Origin of the sequence: Burkholderia cepacia (assembly GCF_029962485.1) — a bacterium.
Lineage (GTDB): Bacteria > Pseudomonadota > Gammaproteobacteria > Burkholderiales > Burkholderiaceae > Burkholderia.
In genome coordinates this window covers 3,184,414-3,201,160 of record NZ_CP073637.1, presented here as the reverse complement: position 1 = coordinate 3,201,160, position 16,747 = coordinate 3,184,414, and the positions used below count along the sequence as shown (strand labels likewise).

The 16,747-nt window shown below is 68.0% G+C and carries 14 protein-coding genes and 1 pseudogene; 13 read left to right on the top strand and 2 right to left on the bottom strand.

Annotation, left to right across the window (positions count from 1 at the left end; all coding sequences use genetic code 11):
* Nucleotides 1-78: 78 nt before the first annotated feature.
* The 5 genes and pseudogenes from KEC55_RS14900 (at nucleotide 79) to KEC55_RS14880 (ending at nucleotide 4,159) form a co-directional block, all read left to right on the top strand.
* Nucleotides 79-787: pseudogene (locus tag KEC55_RS14900) on the top strand (SURF1 family protein).
* A 60-nt stretch (nucleotides 788-847) separates the two neighbouring features.
* Nucleotides 848-1,474, top strand: a complete 627-nt coding sequence (locus tag KEC55_RS14895) for an SCO family protein (protein ID WP_282506022.1) — start codon at nucleotides 848-850, stop codon at nucleotides 1,472-1,474.
* A gap of 25 nt (nucleotides 1,475-1,499) precedes the next feature.
* Nucleotides 1,500-2,612, top strand: a complete 1,113-nt coding sequence (locus KEC55_RS14890) for a COX15/CtaA family protein (RefSeq protein ID WP_176049609.1) — start codon at nucleotides 1,500-1,502, stop codon at nucleotides 2,610-2,612.
* An 8-nt stretch (nucleotides 2,613-2,620) separates the two neighbouring features.
* Nucleotides 2,621-3,523 carry a heme o synthase gene (gene cyoE / locus KEC55_RS14885; RefSeq protein WP_176049610.1) on the top strand — a complete coding sequence of 301 codons (903 nt, stop codon included), beginning with the start codon at nucleotides 2,621-2,623 and terminating at the stop codon, nucleotides 3,521-3,523.
* Nucleotides 3,524-3,541: 18 nt separating this feature from the next.
* On the top strand, nucleotides 3,542-4,159 hold the full coding sequence (locus tag KEC55_RS14880; protein WP_282506021.1) for an SCO family protein: 618 nt from the start codon (nucleotides 3,542-3,544) through the stop codon (nucleotides 4,157-4,159).
* A gap of 140 nt (nucleotides 4,160-4,299) precedes the next feature.
* On the opposite strand, the gene KEC55_RS14875 is transcribed toward KEC55_RS14880, so the two are convergent.
* Nucleotides 4,300-4,590, bottom strand: a complete 291-nt coding sequence (locus KEC55_RS14875) for a YciI family protein (RefSeq protein WP_282506020.1) — start codon at nucleotides 4,588-4,590, stop codon at nucleotides 4,300-4,302.
* 214 nt (nucleotides 4,591-4,804) lie between these two features.
* Between KEC55_RS14875 and KEC55_RS14870 the strand changes: the two genes are divergently transcribed.
* Together KEC55_RS14870 and KEC55_RS14865 are read left to right on the top strand one after the other, a co-directional pair.
* Nucleotides 4,805-6,442 carry a methyl-accepting chemotaxis protein gene (locus KEC55_RS14870; protein ID WP_282506019.1) on the top strand — a complete coding sequence of 546 codons (1,638 nt, stop codon included), beginning with the start codon at nucleotides 4,805-4,807 and terminating at the stop codon, nucleotides 6,440-6,442.
* Nucleotides 6,443-6,647: 205 nt separating this feature from the next.
* Entirely contained in the window at nucleotides 6,648-7,463 is an 816-nt protein-coding gene (locus KEC55_RS14865; RefSeq protein WP_174986233.1) for a MetQ/NlpA family ABC transporter substrate-binding protein, read from the top strand.
* A gap of 93 nt (nucleotides 7,464-7,556) precedes the next feature.
* Here KEC55_RS14865 and KEC55_RS14860 read toward each other — a convergent pair whose 3' ends face one another.
* Complete coding sequence (locus tag KEC55_RS14860; RefSeq protein ID WP_176049613.1) at nucleotides 7,557-7,865, bottom strand: VF_A0006 family four-cysteine protein; 309 nt, start codon at nucleotides 7,863-7,865, stop codon at nucleotides 7,557-7,559.
* Nucleotides 7,866-8,198: 333 nt separating this feature from the next.
* On the opposite strand from KEC55_RS14860, the gene KEC55_RS14855 reads away from it, so the two are divergent.
* The 6 genes from KEC55_RS14855 (at nucleotide 8,199) to KEC55_RS14830 (ending at nucleotide 16,640) form a co-directional block, all read left to right on the top strand.
* Nucleotides 8,199-9,164, top strand: coding sequence for an ABC transporter substrate-binding protein (locus KEC55_RS14855; RefSeq protein WP_282506018.1), 966 nt, complete (start codon nucleotides 8,199-8,201; stop codon nucleotides 9,162-9,164).
* 139 nt (nucleotides 9,165-9,303) lie between these two features.
* Nucleotides 9,304-10,200 (top strand): ABC transporter permease, encoded by an 897-nt coding sequence (locus tag KEC55_RS14850; protein WP_282506017.1) that lies wholly within the window; start codon nucleotides 9,304-9,306, stop codon nucleotides 10,198-10,200.
* 1 nt (nucleotide 10,201) lies between these two features.
* Nucleotides 10,202-10,996 (top strand): ABC transporter ATP-binding protein, encoded by a 795-nt coding sequence (locus KEC55_RS14845; RefSeq protein ID WP_124452114.1) that lies wholly within the window; start codon nucleotides 10,202-10,204, stop codon nucleotides 10,994-10,996.
* A 270-nt stretch (nucleotides 10,997-11,266) separates the two neighbouring features.
* A complete protein-coding gene (imuA, locus tag KEC55_RS14840) occupies nucleotides 11,267-11,974 on the top strand; it encodes a translesion DNA synthesis-associated protein ImuA (RefSeq protein WP_059233139.1) in 708 nt (235 codons plus the stop codon).
* Nucleotides 11,907-13,430, top strand: a complete 1,524-nt coding sequence (locus tag KEC55_RS14835) for a Y-family DNA polymerase (protein WP_282506016.1) — start codon at nucleotides 11,907-11,909, stop codon at nucleotides 13,428-13,430. Before imuA ends, KEC55_RS14835 begins: the two co-directional genes overlap by 68 nt.
* 6 nt (nucleotides 13,431-13,436) lie before the next feature.
* Nucleotides 13,437-16,640 (top strand): error-prone DNA polymerase, encoded by a 3,204-nt coding sequence (locus KEC55_RS14830; protein WP_282506015.1) that lies wholly within the window; start codon nucleotides 13,437-13,439, stop codon nucleotides 16,638-16,640.
* Nucleotides 16,641-16,747 lie beyond the last annotated feature (107 nt).

The following is a 16,747-nucleotide window of genomic DNA, read 5'->3' as shown; positions in this document are numbered from 1 at the left end:
AACCGGACGACGGCAATTCGAAAGGAAGAGGATAATTATCGCACTTCGCTTTCGCGCATGTGCCGGGCGGGCCGCATGATGAAGATCCGCTGGCTGCCCGCGCTGCTGATTCTCGTCGTCGTCGCCGTGACGATCCGGCTCGGCTTCTGGCAGCGCGACCGTGCGCACCAGAAGGAAGCGCTGCAGGCGAGCATCGCGCGCTACGAGCAGGCTTCGCCCGTCGACGTCGGCGCGCAGCCGATGCCGCTCGCGTCGATCGAGTTCCATCGCGTGCGGGCCAAGGGCCGGTTTCTGCCCGAGCAGGCGGTGTTCCTCGACAATCGGCCGTATAACGACCAGCCGGGTTTTTACGTGGTGATGCCGTTTAAACTCACGGGCGGCGGCGTCGTGCTCGTGAACCGCGGCTGGCTGCCGCGCAATATTTCCGATCGCACGGCGATCGAGCCGTTCGCGACGCCGGCGGGCGACGTGGAGATCGTCGGCATCGCGCGTGCCGACGCATCGCGTGCGTTCGAGCTTGGTGAAGGCGGGTCGCGCGCATCAGAAGATCCGGCAGAACCTGGACGTCGCCGGGTATGCGAAGGAAACGGGGCTGCCGCTGCAGCCGTTCGTGATCCAGCAGACCAGCGACGACGGCGACAAGCTCGTGCGCGACTGGCCGGCGGCAACGACCGGCGTCGAGCGCAATTACGGTTACATGTTTCAGTGGTGGGCGATGGCGGCAGCCGCGCTCGGCTTCGGCCTGTACGCCGCGCGGCGTGCGGCGAAGAAGTCGGCCGGCGCATGAGCGCCATGCCAGGACGCGGCGCTGGCGCCGCGGGTTCGTTTCGAGAGGTCTGATTTGTCCATGCAATCTTCCCGTCAGGGTCCGGCCGCTGCGCCGATCTCGCCTGCGGCCCGCAAGCGCGGCCGCTGGATGCTCGTGCTGCTGGGTCTCGTGTGCGCCGCGCCGATGATCGCGTCGTATTTCACCTATTACGTGATCAAGCCGAAGGGCGGATCGACGAACTACGGCACGCTGATCGAGCCGCAGCGACCGATCCCGGCCGGTCTGCAGGTGACCGACGAAACCGGCAAGACCGTGCCGCTGTCGTCGCTGCGCGGCGTGTGGCTGTTCGTGATGACCGACAGCAGCGCGTGCGACGACGCGTGCGCGCAGAAGCTCTATTTTATGCGTCAGATCCGCGTCACGCAGGCGGGCGAGCGGCACCGGATCACGATGGTGTGGCTGCGCAGCGATGCCGGCGCGATGCCGCAGAAGGTGCTCGACGCGTACCCGGACACGCGCCGGCTCGTCGCCGATCCGGCGGCGGTTGCCGCATGGCTGCCGGCCGACACCGGCACGAAGGACAGCGACCACATCTACATGGTCGACCCGAACGGCAACCTGATGATGCGTTTCCCGAAAGACCCGAATCCCAGCAAGATCAAGTCGGACGTGACGAAGCTGCTGAAGTGGTCGAGCATCGGTTAAGGCAAGAGAACGAGGCACCATTCCGATGTCGTATCTACTGCAACTCGGCCTGATCGGCTTCTGCATCGCGCTGCTGCCGCTGTCGTACGTGTGGGTGAAGGCCGACGACAACAAGTTTCGCAAGCTGGTGTGGATCACCACCTTCCTGACGCTCGACCTCGTGATGTTCGGCGGCTTCACACGGCTGACCGACTCGGGGCTCGGCTGCCCTGACTGGCCCGGCTGCTACGGCACGTCGTCGCCGTTCATCGCGCACGCCGCGATCACGGCCGCGCACCAGGCGATGCCGACGGGCCCCGTCAGCATGTCGAAGGCGTGGATCGAGATGATCCACCGCTATTTCGCGATGGCGATCGGCGTGCTGATCATCGCGCAGGTCGTGATCGCATGGGCCGCGCGCCTGCGCCGCCGCCCGCTGCACGTGTCGCCGTGGTGGCCGACGAGCCTGCTGCTGCTGATCCTCGTGCAGGGCGCGTTCGGCGCGTGGACGGTCACGATGAAGCTGCAGCCGGTGATCGTCACGATCCACCTGCTGCTCGGCCTCACGCTGCTCGGCACGCTCGGCTGGCTCGCGGCGCGGCAGACGCCGCTGCCGTCGCATGACCCGGAGGCCGGCCGCTATCGCGCTGCCGCGCTCGCGGCGCTCGTGCTGCTGGTCGTGCAGATCGCGCTCGGCGGCTGGGTGAGCACCAACTACGCGGTGCTCGCGTGCACCGACTTCCCGACCTGCAACGGCCAGTGGATCCCGCCGATGGACTTTGAGCACGGCTTCCACCTGTGGCGCGCGCTCGGGATGACGAAGGACGGCGAGGCGATCACGCAGGACGCGCTGGTCGCGATCCACTGGACGCACCGCACGTTCGCGTTCGTCGTGGTCGCGTACCTGGTCGCGTTCGCGCTGAAGATGCGTCGCTTCGAATCGCTGCGGCGGCCCGCGAACGGCGTGCTGCTGGTCGTGCTGCTGCAGTTCGTGACGGGCCTGACCAACATCGTGCTGCAGTGGCCGCTGCCGGTCGCCGTCGCACACAACGGCGGGGCCGCGATCCTGCTGCTGCTCGTCGTCATGTTAAACTTTCGCATCCTTTCAAGCCGCCCCGGCCGTGTCGCGCAGCCCGCGCGCGACGCCGCCCCGGCGTGACCGTCCCCATGCAAAGCACCCTCTCCCAATCGCCCGGTAGCCGCTTCTCCCAGTACATGGCGCTGACGAAGCCGCGTGTCACGCAGCTCGCGGTGTTCTGCGCGGTGATCGGCATGTTCCTCGCGACGCCGGGCATGGTGCCCTGGCATGTGCTGATCGGCGGCACGGTCGGCATCTGGCTGCTGGCCGGCGCCGCGTTCGCGATCAACTGCCTCGTCGAACAGAAGATCGACGCGATGATGCGCCGTACCGCATGGCGCCCGTCCGCGCGCGGCGAGATCACGACGCCGCAGATCCTGCTGTTCTCGGCGCTGCTGGGCAGCGTCGGCGCATGGACGCTCTATACGTTTACGAACCCGCTGACGATGTGGCTGACGATCGCCACCTTCGTCGGCTACGCGGTGATCTACACGCTGCTGCTCAAGCCGATGACGCCGCAGAACATCGTGATCGGCGGCGCGTCGGGCGCAATGCCGCCGGCGCTCGGCTGGGCCGCCGTCACCGGCGCGGTGCCGGGCGACGCGTGGATCCTCGTGCTGATCATCTTCGTCTGGACGCCGCCGCATTTCTGGGTGCTCGCGCTGTATCGCCGCAAGGATTACGAGAACGCGGGGCTGCCGATGCTGCCCGTCACGCACGGCGAGAAGTTCACGCGGCTGCACATCCTGCTGTATACGGTGATCCTGTTCGCGGTCACGCTGATGCCGTTCATCTCCGGGATGAGCGGGGCCGTCTACCTGACGAGCGCGGTGCTGCTCGGCGCGGTGTTCCTCGCGTATGCGTGGAAGATCTACCGCGACTATTCGGATGAACTCGCCCGCAAGGCCTTCCGCTACTCGATCGTCTACCTGTCGCTGCTGTTCGCCGCGCTACTCGTCGATCACTACGCACGCCCGCTGCTCGGCGTGTAACCGCACGGTTTGAACGCAATGCTCCATTCACGGTTCGGGCGCCGCGCGCGCCAAGGCTGGATGCTCGCGTGCGCATTCACGGCAGCATTGCTGCTCGCCGGATGCGACAACGCGCCGAAATTCCAGAATCTCGACATCACCGGCAACACGCAGTTCGGCAGCGACTTCTCGCTGCCCGATACGGCCGGCAAGGTGCGCACGCTCGCCGACTTCAAGGGAAAGGCGGTCGTGATGTTCTTCGGCTATACGCACTGTCCGGACGTATGCCCGACGACGATGGCCGAGCTGTCCGAAGCGCTGAAGCAGCTCGGGCCCGATGCCGCGAAACGCGTGCAGGTGCTGTTCGTCACCGTCGATCCGGAGCGTGACACGCCGGCGCTGCTCGGCCAGTACGTGCCCGCGTTCGATCCGTCGTTCATCGGCCTGCGGCCGGCCGACGAAGCGGCGCTGAAGAAGGTCACGAAGGATTTCCGCGTGTACTACGCGAAGGTGCCCGGCAAGACGCCCGGCAGCTACACGATGGATCACACGGCCGCGAGCTACGTGTTCGATCGCGACGGCAAGCTGCGTCTGTTCGTGCGCGACGGCCAGGGCCCCGGCCCGTGGGTCCACGATTTGAAGCTGCTCGTCAACTGACCGGCAGCCGCCGGGCGCACGGCCCGGCGACGACGTGACGGCCAATCTGCGCCGTCACGCTTTCCCCCATTTCCCGTTGTCTGCATGCGCTGCCCGTCGGGCGGCGCGTCGGCTTGCGCGCACGTCGCGCAGGCGTCGCGTTACGGCAGCGCCGGCACGTTGAAGCCGGATGCGGCGCGCGTCATCCGGAATTCCGTCACGCGATACGTGGCGAGCCCCTCGGTGACGAACGGATCGGTCGCGAGGATCGCGTCCAGCTCGTCGCGATCGATGCGGGCCGCGAGGATCACGCCGCCTTCGCGCGGCACCTTCGGCCCTGCCGCGATGAAGATGCCCTTGTCGAACTGCGGCTGCAGATATGCGCGGTGGCGTTCGAGCGCGTCGTCGATGCACTCGAGCGACGCGGTGTAGTGGATGTCGATGACGTACATGGGTGGCCCTGGAATGACGCCGGCGCGTTGCGCACCGGTCGGCCGGTCTTTGTAGCACAGCGGATCGGGGCTGTCGCGCCGGCACGGTCCGTCGCCCGCCGGCTCGCCGTGCCGTCGCGTATTCAAGTTGTAAGCCTCGTTGCCGTAAATAAAAGAGCAACCGTTTGCGCGGGACAGGCCGTTCGCGCGCATCGACATCGACAAAGGCACGCAGATGAGCAGAATGAGTTTGAATCGCAAGCTGTGGCTCGCGCTTGCGCTGGTATGGATCGGTCTCCTGGGCGTCGGCGCATGGAGCGCGTACGAGACGCGCGCAACGATGCTGGACGAACGCAAGGCGGGCATCGCGAATCTCGTCGATTCGGCGGCCGGCATCGTGAAGGCGTATCACGCGCTCGCGCAGAACGGCACGCTGCCCGAGGCCGACGCGAAGCGCGACGCGCTCGCGAGCCTTGCCGCGATGCGCTACGGCGATTCGGGCTACGTGTTCGTGATGGACTCGAAGCCGGTCGTGCTGATGCATCCGACGCTGCCGAAACTCGTCAACACGCAGGTCGGCGACTATCTCGATCCGGACGGCAAGCCGCTGTTCGTGACGATCCTGAACGCCGCGAAGGCGACCGGCAGCGGTTTCGCCGAATATCGCGGGCGGCTGCCGCACAGCGAGACGGCCGTGCCGAAGATCAGCTACGTCACGCGGTTCGCGCCGTGGGACTGGAACATCTCGAGCGGCGTGTTCCTGAAGGACATCGACACCCTCTATTACCGGACGCTTCTGGTCCACCTCGCGGTGGTGTTCGTGATCGGCTTCGTGATCAGCGCGGCGATGCTGGTGATTATCCGCAACGTGCGTGGCAGCCTGGGCGGCGAGCCCGACGAAGCGGCCGCGCTCGCGGCGCGCATCGCGCAGGGCGACCTGACGCAGCCGGTACCCGTGCGCGCAGGCGACCGCACGAGCATGATGGCCGCGATGCACGACATGCAGACGCGGCTGCAGGCGACGATCGGCGGGATCCGTCAATCGGCCGAATCGATCGCGTCGGCGAGCCGCCAGATCTCGGCCGGCAACGACGACCTGTCGCAGCGCACCGAGGAGCAGGCCGCGTCGCTTGAAGAAACGGCCGCGAGCATGGAGCAGCTGACCGCGACCGTGAAGCAGAACGCGGACAACGCGCGGCAGGCGAGCGGGCTGGCGAACAACGCATCGGACATCGCGCGCACCGGCAGCGACGTCGTGAACCGCGTGATCGGCACGATGGGCGAGATCGACGACAGTTCGCGCAAGATCGCCGACATCATCGGTGTAATCGAGGGTATCGCCTTCCAGACCAACATCCTCGCGCTGAACGCGGCGGTCGAAGCCGCGCGCGCGGGCGAGCAGGGCCGCGGGTTCGCGGTGGTCGCGGGCGAAGTGCGCTCGCTTGCGCAGCGCAGCGCGACGGCCGCGAAGGAGATCCGCGAGCTGATCGTCGACTCGGTCGAGCGCGTGCGCAACGGGTCGACACTGGTCGGCCAGGCCGGCACGACGATGGGCGAGATCCTGCAGGCCGTCGCGCGCGTGACCGACATCATGGGCGAGATCGCGGCCGCGTCCGAGGAGCAGGCGAGCGGCATCACGCAGGTCGGGCGCGCGGTCACGCAGATGGACCAGGTGACGCAGCAGAACGCGGCGCTCGTCGAGGAGGCTGCCGCGGCGGCCGCGTCGCTGCAGGAACAGGCCGCGCGGCTGCGCGATGCGATCGGCGCGTTCCGCGTCAGTGACGCGGGCGGGCTGGCGTCGCGCCGGGCCGGCGAGCGGGTGGCCGAACCCGCGTTCGGCACGAAGGCGGCCGACAGGGCGGTGGTGATGTGACGCGTGCCGGCCGACGCGCGACACGTTTTAAACGCAACTAACGGCCAGGTCGCGCGACGGCCGCCGGCACCGCTGCGGTGCATACCCATATGAGCGGGATGTATTTCACTTCCCGCCGATCCTGTGACACCATTTGCCCCTTCCTGCGAGTCGGGGCTTACCCGTATCGCGCCCCATTTCCAGTAAGCAAGAAAGCGAGAAACAGATGAAGCGTCGCAGTCTCCTGAAGGTATTTTCCGTGCTGGCCACCGGCGCAGCGCTGACGCTGTCGGCAGGCGCGCACGCCGAAGACAAGGTGATCAAGGTCGGCACGGTCGCCGGCCCGGATTCGGAAGTGTGGCAGCTCGTGCAGAAGGTCGCGAAGGAGAAGGAAGGCCTGAACGTGAAGGTCATCGAGTTCAACGACTACGTGCAGCCGAACGCGGCGCTCGACTCGGGCGACCTCGACGCGAACAGCTTCCAGCACCAGCCCTACCTCGACAGCCAGGTGAAGCAGCGCGGCTACAAGATCGTCAGCGCCGGCCTGACCTACATCTCGCCGATGGGCGTGTACTCGAAGAAGTTCAAGGCGCTGAAGGACCTGCCGCAAGGCGCGAAGCTCGCGGTGCCGAACGATCCGTCGAACGAGAACCGCGCGCTGCTGCTGCTGCAGACGCAAGGCGTGATCAAGCTGAAGGCGGGCGCCGGCACGGGCGGCAACAACGCGACGGTGCTCGACATCGCCGAGAACCCGAAGAAGCTGAAGATCTCCGAACTCGACGCCGCGCAACTGCCGCGCGTGCTGTCGGACGTCGACGCAGCCGTGATCAACACGAACTATGCGCTGGCCGCGAACCTGCAGCCGACCAAGGACGCGATCGCACTCGAAGCGCTGACGAGCCCGTATGCGAACCTGATCGCCGTGCGCGCGAAGGACAAGGATCAGCCGTGGGTGAAGAAGCTGGTCAAGGCGTACCAGTCGCCGGAAGTGCGGGAGTTCATCAAGAAGCAGTTCAAGGGCTCGATGGTCGCGTCGTTCTGAACGCCGCACACCGGTCGGACCGCTGAACGCAAAGGGCCTGCATCGCGCAGGCCCTTTTTCATTGGCGCGCGGTGTTCGGCGTCCGGTGTCCGTTCACATCTCGCCGCGCCGCGAGCAGATCGACATGATCTGCTGGATCGCATAGTTGTCGCGCACGCCCGGCAGTGACTGCACGACGCACTCGTGAAAGCGCCGCTCGCGCGGCAGCAGCATCGCGTTGTTGCGATACAGCGCGTCGCAGGAGCGCTGGATCAGTTGCGCCGCCGCGCCGTTGCGGCTTTCGCGCAGCGCGTTGAGCATGCAGTCGTCGTATTGCGCGCTGCCGTCGGTCAGCGCGAACGCCGCACCCGGCAGCGCCAGCGCGACGGCCGCGAATACGATGGCTCGGATCCCCCGTTTCATCTGCCCTCCGATGGAGTGGATTGGGTCGGCCGACAGCATAACGTAAAGCCGCGAGCACGGCTGACGCGTTGGCCGACGCGGGCCGGAGCCGCCGCCGGGCGGGCCTTGCACGCGGTCGCCGGGCGTCGGCGCGGGCCGCGATCCGGCGTGCCGCGCGAAAGCGCGGAGTCAGGCGGTGGTCTGCTGAAATGGTATCCTCGTGCGTTCGCCGCTGCACGCTTTCCCGGAGCGTGTGCGGGCCGATCGCCGGCGTGTCGCACGCGCGGCGGCGCCCGCCCGACGGCGGCGGGAATCCATCATCCAGAACCGACACAATACGGGGGAGACTCACCCATGAAGCGATTCAAGACTTTCGCGATCCGTTCGATCACGGCCGGCGTGGCCGCACTCGCGCTGGCCGGTGCCGCGCATGCACAGACCGTCAAGGTGCTGTCGATCGTCGACCATCCGGCGCTCGATGCGATCCGCGACGGCGTGCGCGCCGAACTGAAGGCGGAAGGTTACGGCGACGACAAGCTCAAGTGGGAATACCAGAGCGCACAGGGCAACACGGGCACGGCCGCGCAGATCGCGCGCAAGTTCGTCGGCGACAAGCCCGATGTGATCGTCGCGATCGCGACGCCGGCCGCGCAGTCGGTCGTCGCCGCGACGAAGAGCGTGCCGGTCGTCTATTCGGGCGTCACCGATCCGGTCGCCGCGCAGCTCGTGAAGGGCTGGGGCCCGTCGGGCACCAACGTGACGGGCGTGTCCGACAAGCTGCCGCTCGATCGCCAGGTCGCGCTGATCAAGCGCGTCGTGCCGAATGCGAAGACGGTCGGCATGGTCTACAACCCGGGCGAGGCGAATTCGGTCGTCGTCGTGAAGGAGCTCAAGGAGATCCTCGCGAAGCAGGGCATGACGCTGAAGGAAGCGGCCGCACCGCGTACCGTCGACATCGGCCCGGCCGCGAAGAGCCTGATCGGCAAGGTCGACGTGATCTACACGAACACCGACAACAACGTCGTGTCCGCGTACGAAGCGCTCGTGAAGGTCGCGAACGAAGCGAAGATCCCGCTCGTCGCCGGCGACACCGACAGCGTGAAGCGCGGCGGCATCGCGGCGCTCGGCATCAACTACGGCGACCTCGGCCGCCAGACGGGCAAGGTCGTCGCGCGCATCCTGAAGGGCGAGAAGCCGGGCGCGATCGCGTCGGAGACGAGCAGCAACCTCGAGTTGTTCGCGAACACGGGCGCGGCCGCGAAGCAGGGCGTGACGCTGTCGCCGGATCTGCTCAAGGACGCGAAGACGGTCATCAAGTAAGCCGCGGTCCGACCGCCGCGCTTGCGGGCCCGATCCGGGCCTGAACGACACCGCCGGACGGGCGGCTCCCACCCGGGGCCGCCCGTTCGCTTCGCCCGGCCGTACACGTCCGGCCGGGAAGCAACAGGATTTCCCCATCATGTCTCTGTTCTCGTTTCTGGGCGCGCTGGAGATCGGCCTGATCTTCAGTCTCGTCGCCCTCGGGGTGCTGATCTCGTTCCGCATCCTCAACTTCCCCGACCTCACCGTCGACGGCAGCTTTCCGCTCGGCGGCGCCGTCGCCGCGACGCTGATCTCGGCCGGCTACGACCCGTTCACGTCGACGCTGTTCGCCATCGTCGCGGGCGCGGCGGCCGGCTTCATCACCGGCTGGCTGAACGTGCGCCTGAAGATCATGGATCTGCTCGCCAGTATCCTGATGATGATCGCGCTCTATTCGGTGAACCTGCGGATCATGGGCCGGCCGAACGTGCCGCTGATCACCGAGCCGACGCTGTTCACCGTGCTGCAGCCCGACTGGATGCCCGACTACGTGCTGCGCCCGGCGCTGCTCGCGATCGTCGTCGTGGTCGCGAAGCTCGGACTCGACTGGTTCTTCTCGTCGCAGCTCGGCCTCGCGATGCGCGCGACCGGCGCGAACCCGCGGATGGCGCGTGCGCAAGGCATCGCGACCGGCCGTGCGACGCTCGCCGGGATGGCGCTGTCGAACGCGCTCGTCGCGCTCGCAGGCGCACTGTTCGCGCAGACGCAGGGCGGCGCGGACATCTCGATGGGGATCGGCACGATCGTGATCGGGCTGGCCGCCGTGATCATCGGCGAAACGCTGCTGCCTGCCCGCCGGCTCGTGCTGACGACGCTCGCGGTCGTGCTCGGCGCGATTGTCTACCGCTTCTTCATCGCGCTCGCGCTGAACAGCGAATTCATCGGGCTGAAGGCGCAGGACCTGAACCTCGTGACGGCCGCGCTCGTCACGATCGCGCTGGTGCTGCCGGCGACGCGCAAGAAGCTGTTCGCGCGCAAGAACGGAGGGGCATGACATGCTGTCCGCACAAGATCTCAAACTCACGTTCAATCCCGGCACGCCGATCGAGACGCGCGCGCTGCGCGGGCTGTCGCTCGAGATTCCCGACGGCCAGTTCGTCGCGGTGATCGGCTCGAACGGCGCCGGCAAGTCGACCTTCCTCAATGCGGTCAGCGGCGATCAGCCGGTCGATGCGGGGCGTATCGCGATCGACGGCACGGATGTGACGCGCAAGGCTGCGTGGGATCGCGCGCACCTCGTCGCGCGCGTGTTCCAGGATCCGATGGCCGGCACCTGCGAGGCGCTGACGATCGAGGAGAACATGGCGCTCGCGATGGCGCGCGGCGTGCGGCGCGGTTTCCGCGCGGCGCTCGACCGGCCGTCGCGCGAGCTGTTCCGCGACAAGCTGCGGCTCCTGAACCTCGGGCTGGAAAACCGGCTGACCGACCGGATCGGGCTGCTGTCCGGCGGCCAGCGGCAGGCCGTGAGCCTCTTGATGGCGTCGCTGCGGCCGTCGCGGATCCTGCTGCTCGACGAGCACACGGCCGCGCTCGATCCGAAAACGGCCGCGTTCGTGCTGGAGCTGACCGCGCGCATCGTCGCCGAGAGCAAGCTGACGACGATGATGGTCACGCACAGCATGCGGCAGGCGCTCGACTACGGCGACCGCACGGTGATGCTGCACCAGGGGCAGGTCGTGCTCGACGTGTCGGGCGACGCACGCAAGGGTCTCGATGTGCCGGACCTGCTGCAGATGTTCGAGAAGGTGCGCCACGAGCAGCTCGACGACGACGCATTGCTGCTCGGCTGATGGGCGGCCGGCGGGCCGGCGCGGTGCGGGGTGCTGCGTCGTGCCGGTTCGCCGGCGGGTTGGCGTGCCGGCCCGTCGATTCGGGCCGGATGGCGGTGGAGCGCGTTCGGGCTGCACGATCCGGCCGCGCCCGCTGTGGTGCGGCGTAACATGACGGTCGCGCCGGCTTTTCGGTCGTTTTTCCTCTGACGAAAACCGGTTTCGCACCGGTGCTGTGCGACGCGAGCACATTGCCATATACTGTATATCCATACAGTTGTGGGTGGCGTCATGCTCGCATCCTCCATTTCTCCCGAATCCCTTCATCCGTCCCTCTGGCGCGGCTCCCAGCTCGCGCGCGGCGGCCCGCGCACGATCGAGACGGGCTTCGCACCGCTGTCGGCCGAGCTGCCGGGCGGTGGCTGGCCGGTCGGCGGGCTCGTCGAACTGCTGGCCGCGCAGCCGGGCTGCGGCGAGATGCGGCTGCTCGCGCCCGCGCTGGCCCGCACCGTCAGCGCCCGGCGTCCGCTCGCGCTCGTCGCGCCGCCGCAATCGCCGCATGCAACCGCGCTCGCCAGCCTCGGCGTGCCGGCCGACGCGCTGCTGTGGCTGCGCGCCGGCAGCCGCACCGATGCGTTGTGGGCCGCCGAGCAGGCGCTCAGGACCGGCTGTTGCGGCGCGCTGCTGCTCTGGCAGGACGCGCGTCCCGATGCGCTGCGGCGCCTGCATCTCGCGGCCGCACGCACGGGCGACACGCTGTTCGTGATGTTGCGGCCGCTGTCGGCTGCGCGGCAACCGTCGCCGGCCGTGCTGCGTGTCGCGCTGTATCCGGTGCCGGGCGGCGTGTCGCTCGACATCGTCAAGCGTCGCGGCCCCGCGCGCAGCGAGCCGCTCGTGCTCGACCTGCCGTCGCCCATCGTGGAGAGCCGCTATGCGCGTCTTGCTCGGCATCCATCTGCCGCGCCTGCCGCTCGACGTGTGCGCCCCGCCGCCGTCTGACGACGCGGCGCAAGGCGTAGGCGAAGCAGACGAAGCAGACGAAGCAGACGAAGCAGGCTGCGCGGTGCTCGAACAAGGCGTCGTGCTGATTGCCGATGCGCCCGCGCGCCGGCACGGCGTGCGCGCGGGCATGAAGCGCGGCGGCGTGCTCACGCTCGCGCCGCACACGCAGCTCGTCGAACGCGATCCCGCGCGCGAGGCCGATGCGCTGCGCGCGGTCGCGCTCGCGTTGCTGCGCTTTTCGCCGTGCGTCGCGCTCGACGACGAAGCCACGCTGATCGTCGACGTCGGCCCGAGCCTGCGGCTGTTCGGCGGGTTGCCGTCGCTGTGCCGCCAGGTGCGTGCGACGCTCGCGGCGCTCGGTTATGCGGCGCGCTTGTCCGCCGCACCGACCGGGCGCGGTGCGTGGCTGCTTGCGCGTACGTCCGCGCGCGCACGCATCCGCCGCCGCGTTGCCGGCCATGCATCGCTCGTCCGCTCGCTCGACCGGCTGCCCTGCGTGCTGCTGCCCGATGCGCGTCCGTATGCGGGCTGGTTCGACGGCCTCGGCTGCCGCACGCTCGCCGATCTGCGCGGCCTGCCGCGCGCGGGGTTGCAGCGCCGCTGCGGCCCCGCGTTGCTGGCCGCGCTCGATCGCGCATACGGCGACGCGGTCGAGCCGCTGGCGTGGATGGCGGTGCCGCCGGTGTTCGACGTGCGGCTCGAATTGCCGGAGCGCGTCGAATACGCGGAAGCCGTGCTGTTCGCCGCGCGCCGGCTCGTCGTGCAGCTGTGCGGCTGGCTCGCTGCGCGGCAGCTGTCGCTGGCCGCGATGACGTTCGATCTCGAACACGAGCGCGGCCGCCAGGCCGTGCCGCCGACACCGCTCGAGCTCGCGTTCGCCGCACCCGTGCGCGACGAGGCGCATTTCATGCGGCTGCTCGGCGAGCGGCTCGCGCGCGTCGAGTTGCCGGCCGCGGTGATCGCGGTGCGCCTGAAGGCGACGCGCGTCGAATCGGTCGCGCCGCCGGCCGACGATCTTTTCCCGGAGCCGGGCGGTACGCGCGAGACGCGTGCGCGGTTGTTCGAATTGCTGGTCGCGCGGCTGGGCGCGGAGAACGTATTGCGTGCGGCACCCGTCGCCGATCACCGGCCCGAGGCCGCGAACCGCTGGCTGCCGCTCGATGCGCACGCCGGCAAGCCGGCCGGCGGGCCGCCTGCGGTGCCGCCGCGGCCCGCGTGGCTGCTCGCCGAGCCGCTGCCGCTGTTGATGCGCGGGGACCGGCCGGTATTTCATACGCCGCTCAGGATGATGTCGTCGGTGGAACGGATCGAGGCCGGGTGGTTCGACGGTCAGTTTGCTGCACGCGATTACTGCGTTGCGCAGGACGAGGCCGGGGCGTGCTACTGGGTATTCAAGGAGCGGGCGGGGAGCGAGTCCGAGCCGCACTGGTTCCTGCACGGCTTGTTCGGGTGAACGGAGATGGTTGCGGAATTCAGCTGGCTGCCCGATTACGCGGAGTTGTTCTGCCGTTCGAACTTTTCGTTCCTGCATGGCGCGTCGCATGCGGAAGAACTGGTCGAGCGTGCGGCGGAACTCGGCTATCGCGGGATCGCGATCACCGACGAATGCTCGCTCGCCGGTGCACCGCGCATGCACGTCGCGGCGAAAGCGAAAGGGCTGCCGCTCGTCATCGGTTCGTACTTCGACGTCACGCCGGATGAAGTCGCGCCCGGCCACGATCCGGGCCCCGGTGCGTTCGGGCTCGTGTTGCTTGCACAGAATCGCGAGGGGTACGGCAATCTTTCCGAGCTGATTTCGTGGCGGCGGATGGAAGCGCCGAAGGGGACCTACACGCTGACGTCGCGGATGCTGTCGGCGCCGCCCTCGAAGTTCGCACACTTGCGCGGCATGCCCGATTGCTTCGCGATTCTCGTGCCCACGTACCCGGTGCGGGCCGACGTGCTCGATGCACAGGTTGCGTGGTTTCGCACGACGTTCGGCGAACGTGCGCGGCTCGGGCTCGTGCAGTTGCAGCGCGCGCTGGATGGTGCGCAGCGCGAGGAGATTCGTGCGGCCGGTGAGCGGCGGGGCGTACGTATCGTCGCGCTGGGCGACGTGACGATGCACCGGCGCTCGTGCAAGGAACTGCAGGACGTGATGACGGCGATCCGCGTCGGGATGCCGGTTTCGGAGTGCGGCTATGCGCTGGCGCCAAATGCGGAACAGCATTTGCGTTCGCGGCAGCGAATCGGGCAGTTGTATTCGGCGGACGAGATCGCGCAGACGTGCGCGATTCTCGATGCGTGCGATTTCAAACTCAGCTCGCTTCGCTACGAGTATCCCGACGAGATCGTGCCGAAGGGGCTCACGCCGACGAGCTATCTGGAACAGGAAACCCTGGCAGGGGCGGCTGGACGCTATCCGCAGGGTATTCCGGAGAAAGTCGAAAAGCAGATCCGCTATGAACTCGACCTGATTGCACAACTGAGCTACGAACCGTTCTTCCTGACCGTCTACGACATCGTCAAATACGCGCGCAGCCAGAACATCCTGTGCCAGGGGCGCGGCTCGGCGGCGAACTCCGTCGTCTGCTTCTGCCTCGGCATCACCGAGGTCGATCCCGATCAGAGCACGATGCTGTTCGAGCGCTTCATCAGCGTGGAACGCGGCGAGCCGCCCGATATCGATGTCGATTTCGAGCATCAGCGCCGGGAAGAGGTGATTCAGCATATCTACAAGAAGTACGGGCACAACCGCGCCGCACTGGCGGCCGCCGTCTCGACCTATCGTCCGCGCGGCGTGCTGCGCGAAACCGGCAAGGCGCTCGGCGTCGATCCGATGCTGGTCGATCGCGTCGCGAAAGCGCACCGCTGGTTCGACGGCAGCCGCGACCTGCTGCAGCAATTCTCGACGACCGGGCTCGATCCCGCGACGCCGCTCATCCAGGCGTGGGCCCGGCTTGCCGCGCGGCTGCTGAACTTTCCGCGCCATCTGTCGCAGCACTCGGGCGGTTTCGTGATCAGCCGCGGCAAGCTCACACGGCTCGTGCCGGTCGAGAACGCGGCGATGGACGGGCGGCGCGTGATCCAGTGGGACAAGGACGATCTCGAGGCGCTCGGGCTGATGAAGGTCGACGTGCTCGCGCTCGGCATGCTGTCGGCGCTGCATCGCGCATTCGACATGCGTACCGCGTGGCGCGGGCCGCCGGAGCCGGATGGCGAGCCGTTCACGCTGAAGCACATTCCGCAGGATGACAAAGCGACCTACGACATGATCTGCCGCGCCGACACGGTTGGCGTGTTCCAGATCGAATCGCGCGCGCAGATGTCGATGCTGCCACGCCTGCGGCCGCGCACCTATTACGATCTGGTGATCGAGGTTGCGATCGTGCGGCCGGGGCCGATCCAGGGCGGGGCAGTACACCCCTATCTGAAACGGCGTCAGGGCATCGAAAAGGTCAGTTATCCAAAGGAGGACCTGAAGCCGGCGCTCGAACGCACGCAGGGCGTGCCGATCTTCCAGGAACAGGTGATGCAGATCGCGATGATCGCGGCAGGCTTCACGCCGGGCGAGGCCGACGAGCTGCGCCGCGCGATGGCCGCGTGGAAGCGCAAGGGCAATCTGGAGAAATATCACCGCAAGATCGTCGACGGGATGCGCGAGCGCGACTATCCGCCCGAGTTCGCCGAACAGATCTTCGAGCAGATCAAGGGCTTCGGCGATTACGGTTTCCCCGAGAGCCACGCAGCCAGCTTCGCGAAACTCGCCTACGCCAGCAGCTGGCTCAAATGCCACGAACCGGCAATCTTCCTCGCCGCGCTGCTGAACAGCCAGCCGATGGGTTTCTACCCGCCGTCGCAACTCGTGCAGGATGCGAAGCGCCACGGCGTGCAGGTGCTGCCGATCGACGTGACGCAAAGCGGCTGGGAGGCGTCGCTCGAAGCGCTGCCCGGCCAGCCGCCCCCACATGGCCAGCCGTCCGTTCGGCTCGGGCTGTCGCTCGTGAGCGGTCTGGGAGAAGCCGCTGTCCGCAGGATCGAAGCCGCACGCGCGGCGGGCCCGTTCGAGAACGTCGACACGCTCGCGCGCCGTGCGCAGCTCGAACGCCGTGATCTCGAAGCGCTCGCCGCCGCGAACGCGCTCGCGACGCTCGCCGGCCACCGCCGCGATGCGTTGTGGCAAGCGGTTGCGGCGGCACCCGAGCGCGACCTGCTCGCCGCCGCACCGATCGATGAAGCGGAGAAGCCGGCACTCGGCGCACCGTCGGAAGCCGACGACATCCTCGCCGACTATCACACCACCGGCCTCACGCTGAACCGCCACCCCGTCGCGCTGCTGCGGCCCGCGCTGCGCGCGCGGCGGCTGTCGTCCGCGGCCGAATTGCACGACCGCCCCGACGGCCGGCTTGCACGTGCATGCGGGCTCGTGACCGCACGGCAGATGCCGGGCACCGCGAAAGGCGTGATGTTCATGACGCTCGAGGACGAAACGGGTTGCGTGAACCTGATCGTCCGGCCCGAGCTGCTCGCACGGCAGCGCCGCGAGACCCTCGATTCGCGGCTGCTCGCGGCGTCCGGCGTGTGGCAGGTCGCGAGCGACGTGAGGCACCTCGTCGTGCAGCATTTCGAGGATCTGACGCCGCTGCTCGGTGGCCTGCGCACATCGAGCCGCGAGTTCCACTGACGCAAGCGCCGGCACGCTGCCCGTGGGCTGCAGTCCGGTGCATACCAATCGTCCGAACTGGTTCTATTTCGGTATCGTTTCCAGCCCTCCAGACCCGGCAAATCCAG

Excerpts from the sequence above, each read along its gene's own strand:
- KEC55_RS14895 (WP_282506022.1), top strand. The coding sequence starts at position 848 with ATGCAATCTTCCCGTCAGGGTCCGGCCGCTGCGCCGATCTCGCCTGCG.
- KEC55_RS14890 (WP_176049609.1), top strand. The coding sequence starts at position 1,500 with ATGTCGTATCTACTGCAACTCGGCCTGATCGGCTTCTGCATCGCGCTG.
- cyoE (WP_176049610.1), top strand. The coding sequence starts at position 2,621 with ATGCAAAGCACCCTCTCCCAATCGCCCGGTAGCCGCTTCTCCCAGTAC.
- KEC55_RS14880 (WP_282506021.1), top strand. The coding sequence starts at position 3,542 with ATGCTCCATTCACGGTTCGGGCGCCGCGCGCGCCAAGGCTGGATGCTC.
- KEC55_RS14875 (WP_282506020.1), bottom strand. The coding sequence starts at position 4,590 with ATGTACGTCATCGACATCCACTACACCGCGTCGCTCGAGTGCATCGAC.
- KEC55_RS14870 (WP_282506019.1), top strand. The coding sequence starts at position 4,805 with ATGAGCAGAATGAGTTTGAATCGCAAGCTGTGGCTCGCGCTTGCGCTG.
- KEC55_RS14865 (WP_174986233.1), top strand. The coding sequence starts at position 6,648 with ATGAAGCGTCGCAGTCTCCTGAAGGTATTTTCCGTGCTGGCCACCGGC.
- KEC55_RS14860 (WP_176049613.1), bottom strand. The coding sequence starts at position 7,865 with ATGAAACGGGGGATCCGAGCCATCGTATTCGCGGCCGTCGCGCTGGCG.
- KEC55_RS14855 (WP_282506018.1), top strand. The coding sequence starts at position 8,199 with ATGAAGCGATTCAAGACTTTCGCGATCCGTTCGATCACGGCCGGCGTG.
- KEC55_RS14850 (WP_282506017.1), top strand. The coding sequence starts at position 9,304 with ATGTCTCTGTTCTCGTTTCTGGGCGCGCTGGAGATCGGCCTGATCTTC.
- KEC55_RS14845 (WP_124452114.1), top strand. The coding sequence starts at position 10,202 with ATGCTGTCCGCACAAGATCTCAAACTCACGTTCAATCCCGGCACGCCG.
- imuA (WP_059233139.1), top strand. The coding sequence starts at position 11,267 with ATGCTCGCATCCTCCATTTCTCCCGAATCCCTTCATCCGTCCCTCTGG.
- KEC55_RS14835 (WP_282506016.1), top strand. The coding sequence starts at position 11,907 with ATGCGCGTCTTGCTCGGCATCCATCTGCCGCGCCTGCCGCTCGACGTG.
- KEC55_RS14830 (WP_282506015.1), top strand. The coding sequence starts at position 13,437 with ATGGTTGCGGAATTCAGCTGGCTGCCCGATTACGCGGAGTTGTTCTGC.